The sequence below is a fragment of the Burkholderia sp. AU45388 genome, assembly GCF_030481585.1.
In the GTDB taxonomy this organism is placed as follows: Bacteria; Pseudomonadota; Gammaproteobacteria; order Burkholderiales; family Burkholderiaceae; genus Burkholderia; species Burkholderia sola.
On sequence record NZ_JAUJPV010000029.1, the window covers coordinates 58,152 to 79,909 of the forward strand.

At 69.0% G+C, this 21,758-nt stretch carries 20 protein-coding genes; all 20 read right to left on the reverse strand.

The genetic code is table 11. The annotated features are described in order from the left end of the window. The 20 genes from QZM72_RS31915 to flhC all read right to left on the reverse strand — a co-directional run bounded on the left by QZM72_RS31915 (position 1) and on the right by flhC (position 21,731). Complete coding sequence (locus QZM72_RS31915) at positions 1-819, reverse strand: MinD/ParA family protein (protein WP_301740099.1); 819 nt, start codon at positions 817-819, stop codon at positions 1-3. Next, entirely contained in the window at positions 812-2,584 is a 1,773-nt protein-coding gene (gene flhF, locus QZM72_RS31920; protein WP_301740100.1) for a flagellar biosynthesis protein FlhF, read from the reverse strand. The genes QZM72_RS31915 and flhF overlap by 8 nt, the downstream gene beginning before the upstream one ends. After that, positions 2,581-4,683 (reverse strand): flagellar biosynthesis protein FlhA, encoded by a 2,103-nt coding sequence (flhA, locus tag QZM72_RS31925; protein WP_089466391.1) that lies wholly within the window; start codon positions 4,681-4,683, stop codon positions 2,581-2,583. Before flhA ends, flhF begins: the two co-directional genes overlap by 4 nt. After that, the gene (flhB, locus tag QZM72_RS31930; RefSeq protein ID WP_089466390.1) at positions 4,680-5,879 is read right to left on the reverse strand and encodes a flagellar biosynthesis protein FlhB; all 1,200 of its coding nucleotides are present in this window, start codon (positions 5,877-5,879) and stop codon (positions 4,680-4,682) included. Before flhB ends, flhA begins: the two co-directional genes overlap by 4 nt. Positions 5,880-6,220: 341 nt before the next feature. Beyond that, positions 6,221-6,601, reverse strand: coding sequence for a DUF805 domain-containing protein (locus QZM72_RS31935; protein ID WP_089466389.1), 381 nt, complete (start codon positions 6,599-6,601; stop codon positions 6,221-6,223). A gap of 420 nt (positions 6,602-7,021) precedes the next feature. Further along, positions 7,022-7,519 carry a VOC family protein gene (locus QZM72_RS31940; RefSeq protein ID WP_089466388.1) on the reverse strand — a complete coding sequence of 166 codons (498 nt, stop codon included), beginning with the start codon at positions 7,517-7,519 and terminating at the stop codon, positions 7,022-7,024. A gap of 163 nt (positions 7,520-7,682) precedes the next feature. Beyond that, positions 7,683-8,933: a DUF3443 family protein gene (locus QZM72_RS31945; RefSeq protein ID WP_089466387.1), complete on the reverse strand. Its 1,251-nt coding sequence runs from the start codon at positions 8,931-8,933 to the stop codon at positions 7,683-7,685. 16 nt (positions 8,934-8,949) lie between these two features. After that, on the reverse strand, positions 8,950-9,453 hold the full coding sequence (locus QZM72_RS31950) for a DUF2844 domain-containing protein (RefSeq protein ID WP_089466447.1): 504 nt from the start codon (positions 9,451-9,453) through the stop codon (positions 8,950-8,952). A 269-nt stretch (positions 9,454-9,722) separates the two neighbouring features. After that, positions 9,723-10,454, reverse strand: a complete 732-nt coding sequence (gene cheZ / locus QZM72_RS31955) for a protein phosphatase CheZ (RefSeq protein WP_069618698.1) — start codon at positions 10,452-10,454, stop codon at positions 9,723-9,725. A 2-nt stretch (positions 10,455-10,456) separates the two neighbouring features. Further along, positions 10,457-10,852 carry a chemotaxis response regulator CheY gene (gene cheY, locus QZM72_RS31960; protein ID WP_006754880.1) on the reverse strand — a complete coding sequence of 132 codons (396 nt, stop codon included), beginning with the start codon at positions 10,850-10,852 and terminating at the stop codon, positions 10,457-10,459. Between the two features lie 67 nt (positions 10,853-10,919). Continuing rightward, entirely contained in the window at positions 10,920-12,011 is a 1,092-nt protein-coding gene (locus QZM72_RS31965; protein WP_089466386.1) for a chemotaxis response regulator protein-glutamate methylesterase, read from the reverse strand. After that, complete coding sequence (gene cheD / locus QZM72_RS31970; protein ID WP_089466385.1) at positions 12,008-12,745, reverse strand: chemoreceptor glutamine deamidase CheD; 738 nt, start codon at positions 12,743-12,745, stop codon at positions 12,008-12,010. The genes QZM72_RS31965 and cheD overlap by 4 nt, the downstream gene beginning before the upstream one ends. After that, positions 12,742-13,728 carry a CheR family methyltransferase gene (locus tag QZM72_RS31975; protein ID WP_089466384.1) on the reverse strand — a complete coding sequence of 329 codons (987 nt, stop codon included), beginning with the start codon at positions 13,726-13,728 and terminating at the stop codon, positions 12,742-12,744. Before QZM72_RS31975 ends, cheD begins: the two co-directional genes overlap by 4 nt. 3 nt (positions 13,729-13,731) lie before the next feature. Continuing rightward, a complete protein-coding gene (locus QZM72_RS31980) occupies positions 13,732-15,711 on the reverse strand; it encodes a methyl-accepting chemotaxis protein (protein ID WP_301740101.1) in 1,980 nt (659 codons plus the stop codon). A 37-nt stretch (positions 15,712-15,748) separates the two neighbouring features. Next, positions 15,749-16,267, reverse strand: coding sequence for a chemotaxis protein CheW (cheW, locus tag QZM72_RS31985; protein ID WP_050016005.1), 519 nt, complete (start codon positions 16,265-16,267; stop codon positions 15,749-15,751). A 48-nt stretch (positions 16,268-16,315) separates the two neighbouring features. Next, a complete protein-coding gene (cheA, locus tag QZM72_RS31990) occupies positions 16,316-18,664 on the reverse strand; it encodes a chemotaxis protein CheA (protein ID WP_301740102.1) in 2,349 nt (782 codons plus the stop codon). A gap of 33 nt (positions 18,665-18,697) precedes the next feature. Further along, entirely contained in the window at positions 18,698-19,075 is a 378-nt protein-coding gene (locus QZM72_RS31995) for a response regulator (protein WP_089466381.1), read from the reverse strand. A gap of 16 nt (positions 19,076-19,091) precedes the next feature. Beyond that, entirely contained in the window at positions 19,092-20,111 is a 1,020-nt protein-coding gene (motB, locus tag QZM72_RS32000; protein WP_301740103.1) for a flagellar motor protein MotB, read from the reverse strand. A gap of 13 nt (positions 20,112-20,124) precedes the next feature. Then, positions 20,125-20,985, reverse strand: a complete 861-nt coding sequence (gene motA / locus QZM72_RS32005) for a flagellar motor stator protein MotA (protein WP_089466379.1) — start codon at positions 20,983-20,985, stop codon at positions 20,125-20,127. 191 nt (positions 20,986-21,176) lie between these two features. After that, positions 21,177-21,731, reverse strand: coding sequence for a flagellar transcriptional regulator FlhC (gene flhC / locus QZM72_RS32010; RefSeq protein WP_050015993.1), 555 nt, complete (start codon positions 21,729-21,731; stop codon positions 21,177-21,179). Between the last annotated feature and the right edge of the window lie 27 nt (positions 21,732-21,758).

Here is a 21,758-nt window from a genome sequence, read left to right on the forward strand (position 1 = left end):
TCACGCGGCGTGTGCCGCGCCCGCCTCATACGACGGCTTGCCGCCGGCATGGACCGCGCGGCCCGCGCCCGAACCGGGGCGCATCGGCCAGTACAACAGGTCGGCGGCAATCTGCCGGTAGTCGCGCGCGGCAGCCGACGACGGGAACGCGTCGACCACCGCATGCATCAGTTCGCGGGCGTGCTCGACGAGCGGATCGGCGCTCACGCAGCCCGCGTCGGCGATCGACACGGTCAGGTAGCGGCTCGCGACGCCCGCGAGGTTGTCGAAGGCCGTCTTCGCGTCCGCGTGGCTGGCGACCTGATTGGTCAGCACGCGGAACTGCGCGAACGCGTGCGCGAAATGCAGCCGCTTCATGCACGCATACGCCTCGGTGATCGCCTGCGCGGCGACCCGCGTGACGATCAGCACGTCGTGCGCTTCGCGCGCGAGCGCCGACAACGATCCGTCGGCGCCGAGCTGCGCGTCGACGAGGACGATGTCGGCCGGGCCGTCGATGAAGTCGCTCAGTTGCGCGTCGCCGTAGCCGGCGCGCGCGAGCCGCGCGGCGCCGCACAGGCCGAAGCCGGCCGCCACCCGCGTGCGTTCGCCGTCGCGCAGCCACGCGCCGGCGAGCGTCGCGCTGGCCGAATGCACGTCGGCGCGCTCGTCGACGACGAGCACGTCCTTGCCGAGCGACGCGAGCGCCGCCGCGAGGTTCACGACGGTGGACGTGCAGCCGACGCCCGCCGGCCCGCCCGTCACCGCGACGATGCGCGACGCGCGCCCGGCCAGCAGGCGCCGCAGCCCTTCGGCCTGATCGATGATCCGTTTATCCAAATCGCACCTCGTGCAGCTCGGCGGTGGAACGTGCGGTCAGTGCGGAAAGCAGCGTCGGCATGTCCTCGTCTTGCGGCACGAAGGGCGAGCCGTCGCGCGGTACACAGAACGCGCTCTTCAGCAGGAATTTGGTCGATGCGACGTACAGGTTCTCCGGCACCTTCTGGCCGGTCGACACGTAGTGGACCGGCAGCTTGTAGCGGATCACCGTGTCGAGCACGCCGCCGAGGTGAGTCGCCTCGTCGAGCTTCGTGAGGATGCAGCCGGCCAGGTCCGGATGCTCGCCCGCGCTGCGGTACGCCTGCACGACTTCGTTCAGCGTGTCGCCGTGGCTCGTCGCGTTGAGCAGCAGCAGGCGCTGCACCGGCGCGTTCGCGCCGTGCAGCATCGCGATCTGGTCGGACACCGCGCGGTCGCGCTGGCTCATGCCGATCGTGTCGATCAGCACGATGTGCTTGTTGCGCAGCTCGGACAGCGCGAGCGCGAGGTCGCCCGCATCCTTCACCGCGTGAACCGGCACGCCGAGGATCTTGCCGAAGATGCGCAGTTGCTCGTGGCCGCCGATCCGGTAGCTGTCGGTGGTCAGCAGCGCGACCTTGCTCGCGCCGAAGCGCATCACGCAGCGCGCGGCCAGCTTCGCGGTGGTGGTCGTCTTGCCGACGCCCGTCGGGCCCATCAGCGCGAACACGCCGCCGCGCTCCATCAGCGCGTCCTCGCTGTCCAGCACCGGCAGGTTCGATGCGAGCACCGACTGCGCCCATTCGGCGGCCTGCTCGAAGGTCTGCGCGCCGTCGCCGGACGGCAGGTTGTCGACCAGCATCCGCACGAGCTGCGCGGAGAAGCCGGCCGCGAACAGGTGCTTCGTCAGCGCGCCGTGGACGGGGCCGCGACGCTGGCGGTCGTGCCACATCAGGCTGTCGAACTGCTCTTCCATCATCCCGCGCAGCTCGCCCAGCTCCTGCATCACCGTGTCGTTGACGATCCGCTCGATGCGCGACTTCACCGCATCGGCCACCACGGCGGCCGTGTCGGCGGACAGGTGCGTGCGTTCCGTCGCCCTGGCGCCGTATGCGGCGCCCGTGTCGGCTGCGCGCTTCGCAGAGGCCGGCGCTCCGGCGGCCGGCGACCGGCGTTCGGCGTCGCGCACGATGTCGCGCGCCCAGTCGGGCGGCGTCGCGCGGGCGGCGGCTTGCGGCGCGGGCGTGCTCGCCTGCGGCTCGGCAGACGCCTGCGCACGGGCGAGCAGCGCGTCGCGCTGCTGCGTCAGGCGCTTCGCGTGCTCGACGAGCCACGGTGCGGGTTCGGAAGCAGGCGCGGACGATCCGGCGGCCGGCATGCCTGCCGCGGCGGATGCGGCGCTCGACGGCGCTGCCGCCGCGGGCGCGTCCGCATCGATCGGCGCCGCGTGCGCATCCGCGTCTTGCATGTCGGCGCTCGCGCCGAACACGGACGAGAACACGTCCGGCAGCCCGCCTTCGCCCGCCGCATACGGATTGACGGCCGGGCGCGGAGCGATGCCCGGGCGCGACACGATGCCCGGCACGGCGGCGGCCGGCACGGATTCCGGCGCGCGCGACGTGGCGAGGCGCGGACGCGCGGCCGGCGGCGCCACCGCGGCGAGATCCGAATCGGCGAGTGCAACGATTTCGACGCTGCCGTCATCGAGCGTGCGGTTCGACAGCACGACCGCGTCGGCGCCGAGCGCCTCGCGCACGAGACGAAGTGCGTCGCGGCTCGTTGCGCCGGTGAATTTGCGAATGTTCAAGCGGAACCCCCGATGACGTTAACGACTTTGATCGTGCGTGTGTCCGGCACTTCGGCGTACGACAGCACTTTCAGTTGCGGCAGGCTGCGGCGCAGGAAACGCGCGAGCATCGCGCGCAGCGCGTGCTGCACCAGCAGCACGGGCGGCAGCCCGAGATTCTGTTGACGCAGCATCGCTTGCTGCGTGCCGGTCAGAAGGTTGTGCGCGAGGCCGGGTTCGAGGCCCGGATTCGCGCCGGTGGCGAGCGCCTGCGACAGCACGCGCTCCAGATTCGCGTCGAGGCCCATCACCTGCATTTCGCCGTTGCCCGGATACCACTGCTGCGTGATCGCGCGGCCGAGCGAGAGCCGCACCGCCGCCGTGATCTCGAATGCGTCGCCGCGGCCCGCATGCTCGGACACGGCCTCGAGGATCGTGCGCATGTCGCGGATCGGCACGCCTTCCTCGAGCAGGTTCTGCAGCACCTTCTGCAGCGTGGTGAGCGAGATCGTCTTCGGCACCAGGTCCTCGACGAGCGACGGCGCGTCCTTGCCGGTGCGCTCGACGAGCGCCTGCACTTCCTGGCGGCCGAGCAGCTCGGCCGCGTGCTGGACGACGAGATGGTTCAGGTGCGTCGCGACCACCGTGCTCGCGTCGACCACCGTGTAGCCGTACACCTGCGCCTGCTCGCGCAGCGCGACGTCGATCCACACGGCCGGCAGCCCGAACGCGGGATCCTGCGTGACGGCGCCCGGCAGCGCGGCCGTCACCTGGCCCGGGTTGATCGCGAGCCACTGGCCCGGAAACACTTCGCCGAAGCCGATCTCGACGCCTTTCAGCGCGATCCGGTACGCGTTCGGCCGCAGTTCGAGGTTGTCGCGGATATGGATCACCGGCGGCAGGAAGCCGATTTCCTGCGCGAATTTCTTGCGGATGCTCTTGATGCGCTTGAGCAGCTCGCCGTCGCTGTTCTTGTCGACGAGCGGGATCAGCCGGTAGCCGACTTCGAGGCCGAGCGGGTCGATCAGCTGCACGTCGTCCCAGGTCGCTTCGTGGCTGTCGGCCGGCAGCACGGCGGGCGGCGCGATGTCGGTCACGTCGCCGGCCGCCTTGCGGGCCGCCGCGCGCTTGGTCTGCGTGCGCGCCAGCCAGATCGCGCCGCCGCCGAGCGCGAGGAACGCGAAGTGCGGCATGCCCGGGATCAGCCCCATCAGCACGATGATCGCGCCGGTGATGTTCAGCACGCGCGGGTTCGTGAACAGCTGGCCGGTGATCTGCGTGCCGATGTCCTCGTCGGTCGCGACGCGCGACACGATCACGCCGGCCGCAGTCGAGATCACGAGCGACGGGATCTGCGCGACGAGGCCGTCGCCGATCGTCAGCAGCGTGTAGTTGGTGCCGGCCGCGGCGAACGACATGTCGTGCTGGACCATCCCGACGATCAGCCCGCCGATCACGTTGATCGCCATGATGATCAGGCCGGCGATCGCGTCGCCGCGCACGAACTTCGACGCGCCGTCCATCGACCCGTAGAACTCGGCTTCCTGCGACACGGCCAGGCGCCGCTTGCGCGCCTGTTCCTCGTTGATGAGGCCGGCGTTCAGGTCGGCGTCGATCGCCATCTGCTTGCCGGGCATCGCATCGAGCGTGAAGCGCGCGGACACTTCGGCGATCCGCCCCGCGCCCTTCGTGATCACCATGAAGTTGATGATCATCAGGATCACGAACACGACGATGCCGACCGCGAAGTTGCCGCCGACGAGGAAGTGGCCGAACGCCTCGATCACCTGGCCGGCCGCGTCGGGGCCGGTGTGGCCTTCGAGCAGCACGACGCGCGTCGACGCGACGTTCAGCGACAGGCGCAGCAGCGTCGAGAACAGCAGCACGCTCGGGAACGCCGCGAAGTCGAGCGGCTTCATCGTGTACATGCTGACGAGCAGCACCATCACGGACAGCGCGATGTTGAACGTGAACAGCAGATCCAGCAGCATCGGCGGCAGCGGCAGGATCATCATCCCCAGGATCATGCAGATGAGGATCGGCCCCGCGAGCGCGCGCAGGTTCTTGCCTGCGAATGGGTTCGGGCGCTTCGCGAACAGGCCGGTGGTCGGGGTGCTCATGCTGCGTTCCCTTGCTTGCCGAGGGCGTCCTCGGCTTCTTCACGTTCGTCGTCGGCGGCGACCGACGTGCCCTTGTCGAGTTCGGCCGGCACGTCCAGATCGACCGGCATCGCCGGGAACGCGCCGCCTTCCGAACGGAAGCGCTTGAGCTGGTAGACCCACGCGAGCACTTCGGCCACGGCCGAGTACAGCGAGCCCGGGATCTCGCGTTCGAGTTCGACGTTGTGATACAGCGCACGCGCGAGCGGCGGCGCTTCGAGCAGCGGCACGTTGTGTTCGGCCGCGAGTTCGCGGATGCGCGCGGCGACGAGGTTCACGCCCTTCGCGACGACCTTCGGCGCGCGCATCTCGCCGTCCGTGTATTGCAGCGCGACCGCGAAGTGCGTCGGGTTCGTGACCACCACGTCGGCCTTCGGCACGGCCGCCATCATCCGGCGCCGCGCGATCGCGCGCTGCTGCTGGCGAATCCGCCCCTTCACGTGCGGATCGCCTTCGTTCTCGCGATGCTCGCGCTTCACTTCTTCCTTCGTCATGCGCAGCTTCTTGTTGTACTGCCAGAGTTGGTAAGGCACGTCGAGCCCGGCGACCACCAGCATCCCGGCGACCGTCGTGCCGCAGCACACGGCGACCAGATGCAGCGCATCGGGCAGCGCGGCGCCGAGCGGCTGCGTGGCGAGGCCGAGCAGTTCGTCCTTGCTGCGCCAGATCGCGATGCCGCCGATCCCGCCGACGACCAGCGTCTTCGCGATCGACATCCCGAGCTGGATCGGCCCCTGGATCGAGAAGATCCGGCCGAGGCCCGAGATCGGGTTCAGGCGGTCGAACTTCAGCTCGAAGGTTTTCTGCGAAATCAGCCAGCCGCCGAGCGCCATCGGCGCGAGCAGCGCGGCGACGCCGGTGAGCGCGAGCAGCGGCAGCAGCGCGGCGAAGCCTTCGAGGCTCGCGCTGCCGGCCGCCGACAGCATCCGGTGGGTGTCGAACGCGGTCGCGCGATCGAACGTGAACGCGCCGCGCAGCATCGCCTGCAGATGCCCGCCCGACGGGCCCGCGAGCAGCCATGCGCCGTAGAACCCCGCCGCGAGCAGAGCGAACGAAGCCAGTTCGCGCGAACGCGCGACCTGCCCCTCCTCGCGCGCCTTCTCGCGGCGCCTGGGAGTGGCGGCTTCGGTCTTGTCGAGATCGCTCTCGTCTGCCACGGGGCCTCCAGTCGGGTACGGCGGAATGCCGCTTTCCAGTGACACCGATTATTCATGGAGGCGTCAAACGCCGATCGGTCGAGCAAAGCCGGGAAAGGGGGGTATTTCGGGGAATCGGGCGAGCGCCCGCGAACGCGGCTGGAACGGCGCGCGGCGCGGCGGAAAAACGGAGCCGCCCGAGCATGGGCGACGCGGCGGCCGCAAGCGAGGCGGCAGCGGCGGAATGCGCGGGGAACGGTGAAACGACGGGCGGGAAAGGCGCGAGAAACGGGAAAAACGGGAAAGGCGGGAAAAGCAGGCCCCGACGAACGGCGACGCGCGTCGGTCGGGGCAGGCGTCGGTCAGGCCGCCGGAATCGGGTCCGCGCCGAAGCGGTTCGGGCCTTCGGTGCCGCGCGAGCACATCCACACGAGCAGCAGGATGCCGCCGACGATCGGAATCAGCGCGAGCAGCAGGAACCAGCCCGAGCGGCCCGTATCGTGCAGGCGGCGCACGCTGACCGCGATGCCCGGAATGATCAGCGCGAGCGACACGAGGGAGATGACGCCGAGCAGCAGCAGCGTGATCAGGCCCGCATCGCGGCCCGCCGCGCCGATGATCTGGCCGACGATCGACAGCACGCAGCTCAGCAGCGCGAAATACCAGTATTCGGCACGACGCGCACGGCCTTCGAATGTCGCGTATTTATTCAGTGCGGCACGAACGGCTTCGGAAAAATTCATTTTATTACCCTCCTGTTTTATATTGGCACCCCGGAAACAACGCCGGAATTATATGATCGAATTTCGGTGGCTTCCATCTCTTTTGGCATATGGGGCAATACGCATTCAAATGACGCGGGAACGGCTGCAAGAGCGGATTTCGCGTCCCGGGCTTGCATGCCGCGTCATTTCAATAATCGTGAAGATCTGACAGAGGCGACCGTCCCGGATAATCCGGCTTTGATTACATCCGAATGAAATCGCGCGAATCGATAATCGATTCGAGTGCCCTTATTCGATTAACCGGCCGGCCGGCGATACGCAGGCGCGCCGGTCGCGGTGCCTTTCGGCATCGCCGGTTCCGTCCGAATCGCGCCCTACGGCGTCGGGACGGCACGGCCGGCCATCGCCGGCCCGAACAGCCTGACCGACCTGAGCGACCTAACCGGCCGCCGCACGCTGCAACGCGCCGAGGTCGAGCTTCTTCATCGTCATCACCTGCGCCATCACGCGCTCGGCGCGGGCCGGGTCGCCCGTCATCAGTTCGGTCATCTGCACGGGCACGACCTGCCACGACACGCCGAAGCGGTCCCGCAGCCAGCCGCATTGCTGCGCACGTTCGTCGCCGCCCTCGGACAAGCGCGTCCAGTAATGGTCGATCTCGGCCTGGTCGCGGCAGTTGACGACGAACGACACGGCCGGCGTCATCTGGAACACGGGGCCGCCGTTCAGCGCGACGAACGCCTGCCCGTCGAGCTCGAACGACACGGTCATCACCGCGCCCTCGGCGTTGCCGGACGCATGCGCGCCGGCCTTGCCGTAGCGCGCGACGTGCACGATGCGCGCGTTGTCGAACACCGATACGTAGAAACCGGCCGCCGCCTCGGCGTCGCGGTCGAACCACAGGAACGGCGTGATGCGCTGGATACGCGGGTTCATGCGCTGTCTCCTTCGATGTCTTGCCGGCACCGGTGCCGGTCTTACATCGTAGGCGCTATGTCGGCGCGTGGCGGCGATGCGGTCCGTAGCGCACGCGCGGCGCGCCGGAATAAAAAAGGGGGCGATCGCTCGCCCCCTCGTTCCTGCGTCCGGCGACGCCGCGTCAGAACGCGACGAACGGCTGCGCGCCGCCGCTCGCGGTCTTGTCCATCCCGAAGTAGATCGTCTTGCCGTAGAAGTGCGGCATGCCGATGTCGAGCCAGTTGGACGAGCCGAACGGCCCCGCGATGTCGTTGAACGCGAACGTCGACGCGTTCGAGAACAACGAATCCGCGTTCGCGACCGGCATCGACACGGTGCCCGACGCGCCGTTCTGGCCGCTCAGCGTGGCCGAATAGGTGGTCGTGGCCGACGGGCAGTAGAACTCCGTATTCCTCGAACAGACCGTCTGCGCCGAATCGTTGAAGAAATACGCGTTCGAGCCCGTGTCGAAGAACGCGGTCACGTTGCGCCCCTGGAACGTCGCGCTGACGTCGCCGGTCGTGGTCGACGTCAGCACCGTCTTGCCGCTCAGGTTCGGCAAGCCGAACGTCAGCGTGCCGGTCGCGCTCCCCTGCCCGTTGCTCGAGATGGCCGGCATCTGCACGCTCACGCCGTCGTTGTTCGCGAACCGGTGCACCGGGTTGGCCACCTGCTGCGCCAGCGGCACGAGCGTGACGGTGCAGCTCGCGTTGTCGCCGTTCGGGCACGCGTAGTAGTTGTTGTTCGTCGACGTCGACGTCGCGCAGGTCGTGCCGCAGTCGTACGGCGCCGGCCCGATGCCGAGGATCCCGTTCGCGCCGAGCGCGCTCGTCGAGTTGGCCGACGCGCCGCCGTTCGTGCACGAGCTCGGCACGTTCGTCGTGCCGAGGTCGCCGATGATCTGCACGGGCAGCGACGCGGCCTGCTCGCTGCCGATCGACAGGTCGACGGTGCGCACCGAGCCCCACGTGTAGCTCGACACGAACTTGCCGCATTCGGCGACCGGCGCGCCGCCGCTCGTCACTTGCGGCAGGCTGTCGTGCACGCCCGACACCGCGCTGCCGACGAGCCTCAGCCCGTAGGACGCGGTATCGACGAGCACGTTGTTGACGATCTGGCAGTTCGACGTGCCCGGCACGCAGACCTTCACGCTGATGGTCGGGATGTTGATCACGTTCGCGGCGCCGGCGGCGACCGTGATGACGGCCGTGTTGCCGCTGTTGCCGTCGGATCCGCCCGAGCCGTTATTGCCGGTATTGCCGGTATTGCCGTTGTTGCCCGAACTGCTGCTGCCGCCGCCATCGCCGCCGCCGCAAGCCGTCACGAGCACGGCCGTCGCGGCCAGGAGGCCCAGCACGCCGAACCAGCGCTTGAATGTACGAGTCATGCTCAAGATCGCTCTCCCGCTGTCACTGGATATCGGTGCCGGCCACGCCGGCCGGCAGCGCCGACGGCAGCCATGCCTGGCCGGAGAAGGCGCCCATGTGGCCGCCCGTCCGGATCACGAGGCCGCTCGTCTCGACGGTCACCGGCGCACGCCAGCCGCGCGCCCGGTGCGCCGCCTGGACGCCGGCGGTGTACTGCGGGAAATAGCTGCCGAGCAGCGACGCGAGATCCGGCATCGTCGGCCCGCGCCACGCGAGGCCGAACACGCTGCCGGCGGCCGACGTGTATTCGTGGATGACAGTGCCCGATCCGAGCGTGATCTCGCGCACGGTATAGGCGGCCGTGCTCGTCTGCACGCCGTCCGCCGAGCGCATCGCGCGCTGCAGCGCGCGCACGGTGGCGGCCTGATCGTCCGCCGGCGGCGACATCGGCGCGCCGCCCAGTTCCGCGTGTGCGTGGACGGCCCACAGCACACCCATTGCAGCCGTCGCATGCGCGACGGTCCAGCCCAAGCGTTTCAGCTTCACGTTCCCCCCCCAAGGCTTCGGTGCCGACGGCGCCGCCATCGGCCCGCGCCGCCTGCCCACTTATGAATCGTACGAATGACGCTACGTTGCTGCTGACGCGTAGTATGCCTGCGGAGTGTGTCAGCGTGTCAATTCGACGCAGGATCACGCCGCGCCGCGCAGCGGCGGCGGGCGTGGGAAACGAGACCGCGACGGGGCATGCGCGCATCGGGGCGGCCCCGCAGAACGGGGCGCCCGGCAATGGGGCGCGCGGATGCGCGGCGGCAGGATCAGAAGCCGAGGCTCGCGAGCAGGTCGTCGACCTGCCCCTGGTCCTGAACGACATCGGATTTGCCTTCCGGCGCGATCTGCGGGCCGTTCAGCAGCGATTCGGGGCTGCCGGTCGCGCTCATCGCTTCGGCCGCGAATGCCGCCGCGGTGGCCGCGAACTGCTCGCGCCGCTCCGGCGCGATGTTCTCGACGAGCACGGTGAGGAGCTGCTGCTCGATCAGGTAGACCATGTCCATGATCTTCTTGATCACCTGCCCGGTCAGATCCTGGAAATCCTGCGCAAGCATGATCTCGAGCAATTGCGCGCGAGTCGCCGCCGTCGATTCGGGCAGCGTGCGCAGGAACGCGCGCGTATCGTCCATCAGCTCGCGCACTTCCGCATGCTCGATCGGCGCGGCGTACCACTGCGCCCAGCGCGCATCGAGCGCCTCGGCTTCGTTCTGCACGCGCTCCTGCATCGGCTTCGCGATCTCGATCGCATTCAGCACGCGCACGGCGGCCTGCTCGGTCATCGTCGCGACGTAGCGCAGCCGGTCGCGCGCATCGGGCACGGCTTCCGCCGCGCGCTCGACATGCTTGTCGAGCCCGAGTTCGCGCATCGAATCGCGCAGCGTGCGCGTGACGTGGCCGATGCGCGCGAGGATCCGGTCGCTCGCGTAATCGGCGCCTTCGGCATGGCCGTCGGCATTGACCGCCGCGCCGGCAAGCGCCGCATGGATCGGCTCGTTCACGTTCAGCTCCCGGCCTTGGCCATCTTGTCGATGATCTTGTTCAGCTTCTCGTCGAGCGTCGCGGCCGTGAACGGTTTCACGACGTAGCCGCTCGCGCCGGCCTGCGCGGCCGCGATGATGTTCTCCTTCTTCGACTCGGCCGTGACCATCAGCACCGGCAGGTGCGTGAGCGTCGCGTCCGCGCGGATCTCCTTGAGCATCGCGAGACCGTCGAGGTTCGGCATGTTCCAGTCCGAGATCACGAAGTCGAAGCCGCCGCCGCGCAGCCGCGCGAGGCCGGCCGCGCCGTCCTCGGCCTCGTCGACGTTCGTGTAGCCCAGTTCCTTGAGCAGGTTGCGGACGATCCGGCGCATCGTCGGGAAATCGTCCACCACCAGGATTTTCATGCTCTTGTCCATCGTCGTTCCTTTCCAGATTCGTTTCCGTCGGGACGCGTATCGTGGCACGCGCCCCGTGACAGTCCATTCACACGCGCTGCACGCGGTCGCCCATCGTCGCCAGGCGCGCCATCACGCGGCGGCTCATGTCGGCGAGCGGCGCGACCTCGTCCGCACCGCCGAGCGCGATCGCCTCGCGCGGCATCCCGAACACGATACAGCTCGCCTCGTCCTGCGCGAACGTGTAAGCGCCCGCGCGTTTCATTTCCAGCAGGCCGGCCGCGCCGTCGCGGCCCATCCCGGTGAGGATCACGCCGATCGCGTTCTTGCCCGCGTGCGTCGCCGCCGAGCGGAACAGCACGTCGACCGACGGGCGGTGCCGGTTCACCGGCGGCTCGTCCGACAGTTGCGCAATATAGTTCGCGCCGCTTCTCGCGAGCAACAGGTGCGCGTGGCCCGGCGCGATGTACGCATGGCCCGGCAGCACGCGCTCGCCGTGCTCGGCTTCCTTTACCGCGATCCGGCACAGGCCGTTCAGCCGCTGCGCGAACGATTTCGTGAAGCCGGGCGGCATGTGCTGCGCGATCAGCACGGCCGGCGCGTCCGGCGGCAGCGGCGTCAGCACTTCGCGGATCGCCTCGGTGCCGCCCGTCGACGCGCCGATGATGATCAGCTTCTCGGTACTGACGAGCGGATTGTTGATCATCGGCGCGGCCGCGGCGCTGTCCGCCGTGCGGGCGGCGGCCTGCGGCTGCGGCGCCTGGCGCACGCGCGCGCGCGACGCCGCGCGGATCTTGTCGGCGAGCTTTTCCGCGTAGTCGAGCATCCCGTCGCGAATCCCGACGCGCGGCTTCGTGACGAAATCCACCGCGCCGAGTTCGAGCGCGCGCAGCGTGATTTCCGAGCCGCGCTCGGTCAGCGACGACACCATCACGACCGGCATCGGCCGCAGGCGCATCAGCTTCTCGAGGAAGTCGAGCCCGTCCATGCGCGGCATTTCGACGTCGAGCGTGAGCACGTCGGGGTTGTGCTGCTTGATGAGCTCGCGCGCGACGAGCGGATCGGGCGCGGTCGCGACCACCGTCATGTCGGGCTGGCTGTTGATGATCTCGGTCATCAGGCTGCGGATCAGCGCCGAATCGTCGACGCACAACACTTTGATCTTCTGCACTGCGGTCATGCCTCCTGCTTTCTTGATAGGTTCGCCGTCCGCGCGGCGCCGGCCGCGGCCGCGCTACCGCCGCCGGCCGGCGCGGCGCCGCGTCCGCCGAACAGCTCGATGCGCGGGCGCGCCGGCTGCGGCGCGGCAGGCCGCTTCGCGGCAAACAGCTCGACGTGCGCGCGACGGGCGCGCTCGGCCTCGCGCGCGAGCGCGGCTTCGCGTTCGGTCACGCCCGGCACCTGCAGCCGCAGCTTCTTCACCATCGCGCGCCCGCTGTGCGGCATGAACGCGACCTTGCGCGGATGCACGCCCTGCAGGTCTTCCGCGGTGATGCGGATGCGCTCGAGCGCGAGGTAGCGGCGCACGAAATCCGCGTTGCGATCGCCGATGTTGATCGTCGTCATCCCGGCGAGCACGGCCGCGCCGCCGAACACCTTCGCCTCGAAGCGCTCGCGGCGCCCGCCGGCCTTGATCAGCTCGTTGATCAGCACTTCCATCGCATATGCGCCGTAGCGCATCGATTCCGACGCGGCCGCGCCCGGATCGGCGCCGTCGTCCGGCAGCATGAAATGGTTCATCCCGCCGATGCCCGCGTACGGGTCGTGCAGGCACGCGGCGACGCACGAGCCGAGCACGGTCATCAGCACCATGTCCTCGGCGGTCGTGTAGAACTCGTTCGGCAACAGCTTCACGCCGGGGCGCTCGAAGTGGTTGTCGAAGTAGCGATTGGTCGCGATCGGCAGTGCGCTCATCCGCGCTCTCCATAGGCGGGCGCGCCGCCCGCGGCCCGCGCGCGCGACGGCATCGCGGCCGCCGCGCTCGCCTGCGCGCCGCGCGAGCGCGCGCCCTGCTCGACGTCGCGCGTCAGTTCGTACACCGTCTGCCCGCGCAGCCGGAACGCCTGCGTCACGTACGTGAAGTTCTCCGAATGGCCGGCGAACAGCAGCCCGCCCGGTTTCACGAGCGGATCGAAGCGCGACAGCACCTGCCCCTGCGTCGGCTTGTCGAAATAGATCATCACGTTGCGGCAGAAGATCGCGTCGAACGGCTTCGCGATCCCGTAGTCCGCATCGGTCAGGTTCAGCTGCTCGAAGCGGATCATCGCGCGCAGCTCGGGGCGCACCTTCACGCGGCCGGCCTGCGCGCCCGTACCCTTCAGGAAGAAGCGCTTGAGCCGCTCCGGCGACAGGTGCTTGACCTGGTCGTACGTGTAGATGCCGGCTTCGGCCTTCGCGAGCACCTGCGTGTCGAGATCGGTCGCGAGGATCGTCGCGCTGCGCGCGGCCGAATCGCCGAGCGCCTCGATCAGCGTGATCGCGATCGAGTACGGCTCCTCGCCGGTCGACGCCGCGGAGCACCAGACCGACACGGGCGCCGGCCGCGATTTCACGAATTCCGCCAGGATCGGGAAATGGTGCGCCTCGCGGAAAAACGCGGTCAGGTTGGTGGTCAGCGCGTTGGTGAACGCTTCCCACTCGAGCGGATCGTCTTCCTGCTCGAGCAGGTCGAGGTAGTCGCGGAACGTGTCGAGGCCGCGCGCCCGCAGCCGTCGCGCGAGCCGGCTGTAGGCCATGTCGCGCTTGTGCTCGGACAGCGAGATGCCCGCGCGTTGATGGATCAGCGCGCGGATGCGCGCGAAATCCGCGCCGGTGAACGCGAAGTCGCGCCCCGGCTCGCCCGCGCGGGGCGAGGCATCCGGTGCATCGGGTCGAAACGGCGCGCGCGCGTGCTGCATGGCTTAGAAGGTCTCCCAGTCGTCGTCGGACGCGCCGGCGGTCGCGGGCGCCGGCTTCTCGCCGTTCAGCGCCGGGCGCACGAGCGCGGGCTTCGCGGCCGGCTTGTCCGCCGGCGCGGCCGTCTTCGCGAGACGCGGGCCGTAGCCGCCCGCGGCGGCGCCGCCACGCGAAGCCGGTGCATCCTTCTGGGTCCGCGCGGCGGCATCGGCCGCACGCGTCGATTCGGGCGCCGCGGTCGCGGCAGCCGTGGCAGCCGTGCGCGACGCCGGCGCGGCGCGCCGTGCCGCCGGTTGGGCCGCCGGTTGGGCCGCCGGCTGCGGCGCCGGCAGCGCGGCGACCGGCGCATCGTGGCGCGACGCCGACGGCAGCGCCGCCGGTTCGTGGGCCACCGGCCGCGCGACGCTGCGCGCCGGCGCGAGCGCGATGCCGCCCGCGACGCGCCAGCCCGACACGATCGCCTTCATCTGGCGCGTCTGCTCCTCGAGCGACGCGGCCGCGGCCGCCGCCTGCTCGACGAGCGCCGCGTTCTGCTGCGTGACCGCATCCATCTGGCCGACCGCGCGGTTGACCTGCTCGATGCCGGTCGACTGCTCGTCGGACGCGGCGCTGATCTCGCCCATGATGTCGGTCACGCGGCGCACGGCCTGCACGATCTCGTCCATCGTCGTGCCGGCGCGCGCGACGAGCGCCGACCCGCTGTCGACCTTCTCGGCCGAATCGCCGATCAGTTGCTTGATTTCCTTCGCGGCGCTCGCGCTGCGCTGCGCGAGCGAACGCACCTCGCCCGCGACCACCGCGAAGCCGCGGCCCTGCTCGCCGGCCCGCGCCGCCTCGACGGCCGCGTTCAGCGCGAGGATGTTGGTCTGGAACGCGATGCCTTCGATCGTGCCGATGATGTCGACGACCTTGCCCGAGCTCGCCGCGATGTCCTGCATCGTCGACACGACCTGGCCGACCACGTCGCCGCCCTGCGTCGCGATGTCCGACGCGTTCACCGCGAGCTGGCTCGCCTGCCGCGCGTTCTCCGCGTTCTGCCGCACGGTGCCCGTCAGTTGCTCCATGCTCGACGCGGTTTCCTGCAGCGACGCGGCCTGCTCCTCGGTGCGCTGCGACAGGTCGATGTTGCCGGTCGCGATCTCGCGCGCGCCGACGTCGATCGACTCGGTGCCGCGATGCACGGCCTGCACCATCGTCGTGACGGCGTCCTGCATCCGCTTGATGCCGCCGAACAGGCGGCCGATCTCGTTCGCGCTGGCAACGTTGACCGGCTGCGTGAGGTCGCCGCCGGCAATGCGCTCGAAATGCGCGATCGCGTCCTCGATCGGCTGGACGATCAGCCCGCGCAGCACGAAGCGGATCGCGATCACGACGACGAACGCGATCGCGATGCCGGCCGCGATCAGCGCGATCATCATCGAGATCTGCGACTGCGTCTCGGCCTGGCGGTCTTCCGCGCGCTTCGTCAGCGCGGCGATCACGGCCGCCGCCGTCTGGTCGAACGCAATGAACATCGGGCTGATCTTCGTGTCGGCGATCGCGTGGTACGCGGCCATGTCGCCCGCGCGCGCCGCGGCGAACTCCGGCTCGACGCCTTCCTTCACGATCGTCGTGTGCCGGGCGGCGAGCTCGTCGAGAAGCGCCTGATCGACACCGAGCTTCGGCGTCGACTGGAACGCCTGCCAGTTCTGGTTCGACTTCCCATACAGCTCCTGCGCGCGGTCGAGCACCTTCGCCGCCTCGGTCGCATTGCCGCCTTCGGTCAGCGTACGAAAACGATCGAGCGCGACGCGCGAGCGCAGCAGCTGCGCGGCCGCGTCGTCGAGCGTGTGGATCGCCGGCAGGTCGACGTGCGCGATCTCGTCGAGCGAGCGGCTCGCGTGATTGAGCGCGTAGAGGCCGAGCCCGCCGACCGCGGCGGTCAGGCACACGAGGATGAGTCCGACCGCCGTGAGCGTCGTGCGGATCGACCAGTTATGCAACATTGCAGATTCTCCCGAAATTGCTGCGCGCGCGGCGCGCTTACCCGCCGAGTGTCTCGATCAGCGCCATTTCACGGCTCGACATCAGCTTCTCGATGTCCATCAGGATCAGCATCCGGCCATCGACCGTGCCGAGGCCCGTCAGGTACTCGGTCGTCAGCGTCGCGCCGAATTCCGGCGCCGGCATGATCTGGTCGGTCTGCAGCGTCAGCACGTCCGACACGCCGTCCACCACCATCCCGACCACGCGGTTCGACACGTTCAGGATGATCACGACGGTCTGGTGGTCGTACTCGACGCGGCCGAGGTGGAACTTGATCCGCATGTCGACGATCGGCACGATGATGCCGCGCAGGTTGATCACGCCCTTGATGAACTCGGGCGCGTTCGCGATGCGCGTGACGCTGTCGTAGCCGCGGATTTCCTGCACTTTCAGGATGTCGATCCCGTATTCCTCGTCGCCGAGCGTGAAGACGAGAAATTCCTGGCCCGTCGCGTCGCCGTGTTCGGCGTCGCGGCGGCTGGTCGCTGCCGCGTTCGCCGCGGCGGTATTGATCATTTGGACTTCAGCAGACACGTTTGCCCCCAATCGGTTGAATGGCGAGAGTCAGAAGACGGCGAGCTCGGCGCCCGCTCGGGCGCCGTGCATCGCACGGGTTTCACGGTTCAGCGCCGCGACGTCGACGATCAGCGCGACGCTGCCGTCGCCGAGGATGGTCGCCGCCGAGATGCCGTGCACCTTGCGGTAATTGGTTTCGAGGTTCTTCACGACCACCTGCTGCTGGCCGACCAGCTCGTCGATCAGCATCGCGAAGCGGCGCCCCTCGGTTTCCATGATCGTGACGATCCCCTGGGTCGGGTCGGTGCGCGCGTCGTCGACCGAGAACACCTCGTGCAGCGCGACGAGCGGCAGGTATTCGCCGCGCACGCGCACCACGCGCTCGCCGTTGCCGACCGTGTAGATGTCGTCGTTCGACGGCTGCAGCGACTCCATCACGAAGTTCAGCGGCAGGATGAAGATCTCGCTGCCGACCTTGACCGACATCCCGTCGAGGATCGCGAGCGTGAGCGGCAGCACGATCCGCGTGGTCGTGCCGCGGCCGGCCTGCGACGAGATCTCGACGTGGCCGCCCATCGACTGGATGTTGCGCTTCACGACGTCCATCCCGACGCCGCGGCCCGACACGTCGGTCACCGTCTCGGCGGTCGAGAAGCCCGGCGCGAAGATCAGTTGCCACACTTCGTCGTCGCTGATGTTCTCGGAGATCTGCATGCCCTGCTTCGCGGCCTTCGCGAGGATCCGCTCGCGGTTCAGGCCCGCGCCGTCGTCGCTCACCTCGATCACGATGTTGCCGCCGTGATGCGCGGCCGACAGCACGAGCTGGCCGACCGCGTCCTTGCCGGCGGCGACGCGCTTGTCGACGGTTTCGATCCCGTGGTCGAGGCTGTTGCGCACCAGGTGCGTGAGCGGATCGATGATCCGTTCGATCAGGCTCTTGTCGAGCTCGGTCGCCTGGCCGAACGTCACGAGCTCGACCTGCTTGCCGAGCTTGCCGGCGAGGTCGCGCACGAGCCGCGGGAAGCGGCTGAACACGTAGTCCATCGGCATCATGCGGATCGACATCACCGCTTCCTGCAGGTCGCGCGCGTTGCGCTCGAGCTGCGCCATTCCGTTGAACAGGCGGTCGTGCAGCGCCGGATCGAACGCGCTGGCCGTCTCCGCCAGCATCGCCTGCGTGATCACCAGTTCGCCGACGAGGTTGATCAGCTGGTCGACCTTCTCGACGCCGACGCGGATCGAGCTGCCTTCGGCGCCGCCTGCCGCCGTGGCGGCCGGGCGCGCGCGCTTGTCGTCGTGATGCGCGGCGGCGGCCGGCGCCGCATGTTCGGCCGGCTGCGGTTGAGCGGGCGGTTGCGACTGCGGCTGCGCGGCGGCTGCGGCGGCCGGGGCCGGCGCCGGAGCGGGTGCCGCGGCAGCCGGTTGCGGCGCGGCGGCCTGCGGCGCGAACACCTCGACGCGCGCGGGCGGCGCGGCGGCGGGCGGTTCGGCAGCTTCGGCAGCTTCGGCAGCTTCGGCAGCTTCGGCAGCTTCGGCAGCTTCGGCAGCTTCGGCAGCCACGGCTGCGGCGGCCGGCGCCGCCTGGGCAGCCGGCGCCGTGCCGCGCCCGACGCGGATCTGGCTTTCGTCGATCACGAAGCAGCACACCGCGACGATGTCGTCGGACGGCACCTCCGATTCGACCCACAGCGTCAGGTCCGCGCCGACTTCCTCGCGGCCGACGATCCGGCCGAGGTTGCCGAGTTCTTCGGTGAGCAGCGCCTGATCCTTCGCGTCGACGCCGACCAGCGTGATCTTCAAGTGCGGGCCGTCGGCGCCGGCATCGGCGTCGGCCGCCGGATGCGCGGCCGCCACGGCCTGCTCGACCACATGGTCGGGCGCACGGTCGCCGCCGACGGCGGGCTCGGCGGCCGGCGCGACGGCGGCGGCAACCGGCGCGGCCGGCGTAGGTGCGGCCGGCTCAGGCGCGGCCGGCGCAGGCGCCGCTGCGGCAGGCGCGCCGCCGCCGCTTTCGGCCTTCAGCCGTTCGAGCTTCGCGCAGATCGCCGCCGCGGCCGCCGCGTCCGGCTCGGCGCTCGCGCGGTAGTCGACGAGCTGGTCGGACAGCACGTCCTTGGTTTCCAGGAACGCGTCGACCATCTCCTTGGTCAACGTCAGCTCATGGTTGCGCGCGCGGTCGAGCAGCGATTCGAGGATGTGCGTCGTCTCGGTCAGCGCGGAAAAGCCGAACGTCGCCGCGCCGCCCTTGATCGAATGCGCGGCGCGGAAGATCGCCGCCAGATCCTCGGGATCGGGCGAATCGACGTCGAGGTTCAGCAGCAGCTGCTCCATCTGCGCGAGCAGCTCGTCCGCTTCGTCGAAAAAGGTCTGGTAGAACTGAGTGATGTCGAGAGTCATGCCCGGTCACCGGTTGAATTCATCGCGTTCATGTCAGGAAGCAGCCGGCTCGGACAGCGTGGCGACCAGGTCGACCAGCACGCCCGGGTCGATCGGCTTTTCGATCCAGCCGGTCGCGCCCGCCTCGCGTGCGGCGTCCTTGAACGCATCGCTGCCTTCGGTCGTCAGCACGAGGATCGGCGTGTGCGCGTACGCGGTCAGCTTGCGCAGCGCGGCGATCACCTCGAGCCCGCTCTTGCGCGGCATGTTCTGGTCGGTCAGGACCAGGTCGTACGGCGCCGTCGCCGCCATGTCGAAGCCGGCTTCGCCGTCCGGCGCCACCGTCACGTCGTAGCCCGCCTGCGCAAGCGTGGCCTGCAGCAGCGCACGCATGGTCGCGGAGTCGTCGATGGCGAGAATGGTTCGGATCATGTCTGTCTCGGAAACGTCAGGGTTTCGGCGCCACGGCGACAGCGCTCGCCACGATCGGGCGCGCCGCCGGCGTCGGGCCGCCGAGCTGCTGCGCGAGCAGCTTCGAGCCGGCCGCGTCGGCGGACAGCGTCGTCGTCGTCGCGTCGTCGCGCATCAGCGCTTCTTCGGATTTGCGATTCAGCACGATCACGCTGATCCGGCGGTTTTCCGGATCGAGCGGATCGGCCTTGTTCAGGTTCTGCGTCGACGCGAGGCCCAGCACGCGCAGCACTTTCGCCTCGTCCATGCCGCCGGAGATCAGCTCGCGGCGCGATGCGTTCGCGCGATCGGCCGACAACTCCCAGTTGCTGTAGCCGCCCTCGCCGCCCGCGTACGGCACGGCGTCGGTGTGGCCCTGGACGATGATCCGGTTCGGCACGTCGTTCAGCGTCTTGCCGATCTCGCGCAGGATGTCGCGCATGTACGGCTCGACGTGGTCGCTCGACATCGCGAACATCGGCCGCTTCTGCGAATCGACGATCTCGATGCGCAGCCCCATCAGCGTCGAATCGATGCGGATCTGCTGCTTGAACTGGCGCAGCGTCGGATTGGCCTCGATCGCGGCCATCAGCTTGATCTGCAGGTCGTGCAGGCGCGTCTGCTCGAGCCGGTCCTGCGCGCCCTGCGCCTGCGACCGGGAATGCTCGTCGCCCGCCTTCGCGAGGCGCTCGGCGAGCGGCGTCGTGCCGTCGGTGCGGCGCAGCGTGCCGGCATCCGTGCTCGACAGGTCGCGGCCGCCGCCGTTGACGATGCTGGAATCCTGCGAGCTGCGGTCGCCGCTGCCGAGAATCGCGGCCTTCAGCGGCATGTTGAAGTATTCGGCGATCCCCTTCAGCTGCACCGGCGTGACGGAACTCAGCAGCCACATCAGCAGGAAGAACGCCATCATCGCGGTCATGAAGTCCGCGTACGCGAGCTTCCATGCGCCGCCGTGGTGGCCCTTCTTCGCCGGGGCCACCCGCTTGACGACGATTGCGCGATCCTTGCTCTTGCTCATCGGTCGCTCCGCCTCACTTGGTCTTCACGCGGCGCACGTGTTCTTCGAGCTCGGAGAACGACGGACGCTCGGTCGAGAACAGCACCTTGCGGCCGAACTCGACCGCGATCGCCGGCGCATAGCCGTTCAGCGTCGCGAGGATCGTCACCTTGATGCACTGGAACATCTTGGTCGACTCGGCCACGCGCTGCTCCGCGAGGCTCGCGAGCGGCCCGATCAGCCCGTACGACAGCAGGATCCCGAGGAACGTGCCGACCAGCGCCTGCGCGATCATCGCGCCGAGCACCGCGGGCGGCTTGTCGGCCGAGGCCATCGTATGCACGACGCCCATCACGGCCGCGACGATCCCGAACGCCGGCATCGCGTCGCCGACGCGCATCAGCGCGTGCGCCGGGCCTTCGCCTTCCGTGTGATGCGTCTCGATCTCCTCGTCCATCAGGCTTTCGATCTCGAACGCGTTCATGTTGCCGCCCACCATCAGGCGCAGGTAGTCGGTCAGGAATTCGACGATGTGGTGATCGGCGAGGATCTTCGGGTATTGCGTGAAGATCGGGCTCTTTTCCGGATCGTCGATGTCGGCCTCGAGCGTCAGCGTGCCTTCCTTGCGTGCCTTCGCGAGCAGCACGTAAAGCAGCGCCATCAGCTCCATGTAGACGTCCTTCGTGTATTTCGAGCCCTTGAAGAGCGTCGGCAGGACGCGCAGCGTCGCCTTGATGGTCTTGACGCCGTTGCCGAGGATGAACGCGCCGACGCCGGCGCCCACGATCATCAGGATCTCGATGGGCTGGACCAAGGCGCCCAGATGCCCGCCTGCCAGCGCATAACCGCCGAAGACGGACAACAGCGTCACGAGTGTTCCCACGATAATCAGCACTGCCTGTCCCTCACGAAAGACCGGCGGGAAGACCGCCGTTAAACAGGTTTACGGCAGTCGGCAGGAAAACTTTCGCGGCCGCCCGGCGGTAGCCCGACGGTGTTTACCAGCAATGCGCAGACGATTCGCGCGGCCCGCGGACGTCGCTCGCGCGCCGCTCGCGGCCCGTCCGGCCTTGCCCGGCCCGGCGCTCAGGCCACGGCGGCGGCCAGTTCGGCGCGCGCGGCGGCGGCCTTGCGGGTCTTGCCGGCGCGCGACGGCGGCTGGCACAGGCCGCACACGAAACCTTGATGCGGATCATGCGCATGCGCGACGAAGTGGCCGCCGCAGCGCGTGCAGGGCGTCATCTGCAGCATCCCCGAATCGAAGAAGCGCACCAGCGTCCACGCCCGCGTGAGGCTCAGCGCGGCCTCGTCGCCAGACAGGTTCACGTGCTCCAGATAGAGCCGGTACGCCTTCACGATCGACTGGATCGGGTCGCAGCGGCCGTGGTCCTGCATGAACCGGTACATGTTGTAGAACAGCGACGAGTGGATGTTCGGCTGCCACGTCATGAACCAGTCGGTCGAGAACGGCAGCATCCCCTTCGGCGGCGACACGCCCTTCAGTTCCTTGTACAGCTTGATCAGACGGTCCCGCGACAGGCTCGTCTCCGCCTCCAGCAGCTGCAGCCGGGCGCCCAGTTCGATGAGTTCGATGGCGAGGGTGATTTCCTTCACCTCGATCACGACGCTTTTGCTTGCCATGGTGATAACCGTCCGCTTGACGTTGTG

Bases quoted from the DNA above. Each gene is read 5' to 3' on its own strand.
- flhA (WP_089466391.1), bottom strand. From the start codon at position 4,683: ATGAGCACCCCGACCACCGGCCTGTTCGCGAAGCGCCCGAACCCATTC.
- QZM72_RS31935 (WP_089466389.1), bottom strand. From the start codon at position 6,601: ATGAATTTTTCCGAAGCCGTTCGTGCCGCACTGAATAAATACGCGACA.
- QZM72_RS31940 (WP_089466388.1), bottom strand. From the start codon at position 7,519: ATGAACCCGCGTATCCAGCGCATCACGCCGTTCCTGTGGTTCGACCGC.
- cheY (WP_006754880.1), bottom strand. From the start codon at position 10,852: ATGGACAAGAGCATGAAAATCCTGGTGGTGGACGATTTCCCGACGATG.
- QZM72_RS31965 (WP_089466386.1), bottom strand. From the start codon at position 12,011: ATGACCGCAGTGCAGAAGATCAAAGTGTTGTGCGTCGACGATTCGGCG.
- cheD (WP_089466385.1), bottom strand. From the start codon at position 12,745: ATGAGCGCACTGCCGATCGCGACCAATCGCTACTTCGACAACCACTTC.
- QZM72_RS31975 (WP_089466384.1), bottom strand. From the start codon at position 13,728: ATGCAGCACGCGCGCGCGCCGTTTCGACCCGATGCACCGGATGCCTCG.
- QZM72_RS31980 (WP_301740101.1), bottom strand. From the start codon at position 15,711: ATGTTGCATAACTGGTCGATCCGCACGACGCTCACGGCGGTCGGACTC.
- cheW (WP_050016005.1), bottom strand. From the start codon at position 16,267: ATGATCAATACCGCCGCGGCGAACGCGGCAGCGACCAGCCGCCGCGAC.
- cheA (WP_301740102.1), bottom strand. From the start codon at position 18,664: ATGACTCTCGACATCACTCAGTTCTACCAGACCTTTTTCGACGAAGCG.
- QZM72_RS31995 (WP_089466381.1), bottom strand. From the start codon at position 19,075: ATGATCCGAACCATTCTCGCCATCGACGACTCCGCGACCATGCGTGCG.
- motB (WP_301740103.1), bottom strand. From the start codon at position 20,111: ATGAGCAAGAGCAAGGATCGCGCAATCGTCGTCAAGCGGGTGGCCCCG.
- flhC (WP_050015993.1), bottom strand. From the start codon at position 21,731: ATGGCAAGCAAAAGCGTCGTGATCGAGGTGAAGGAAATCACCCTCGCC.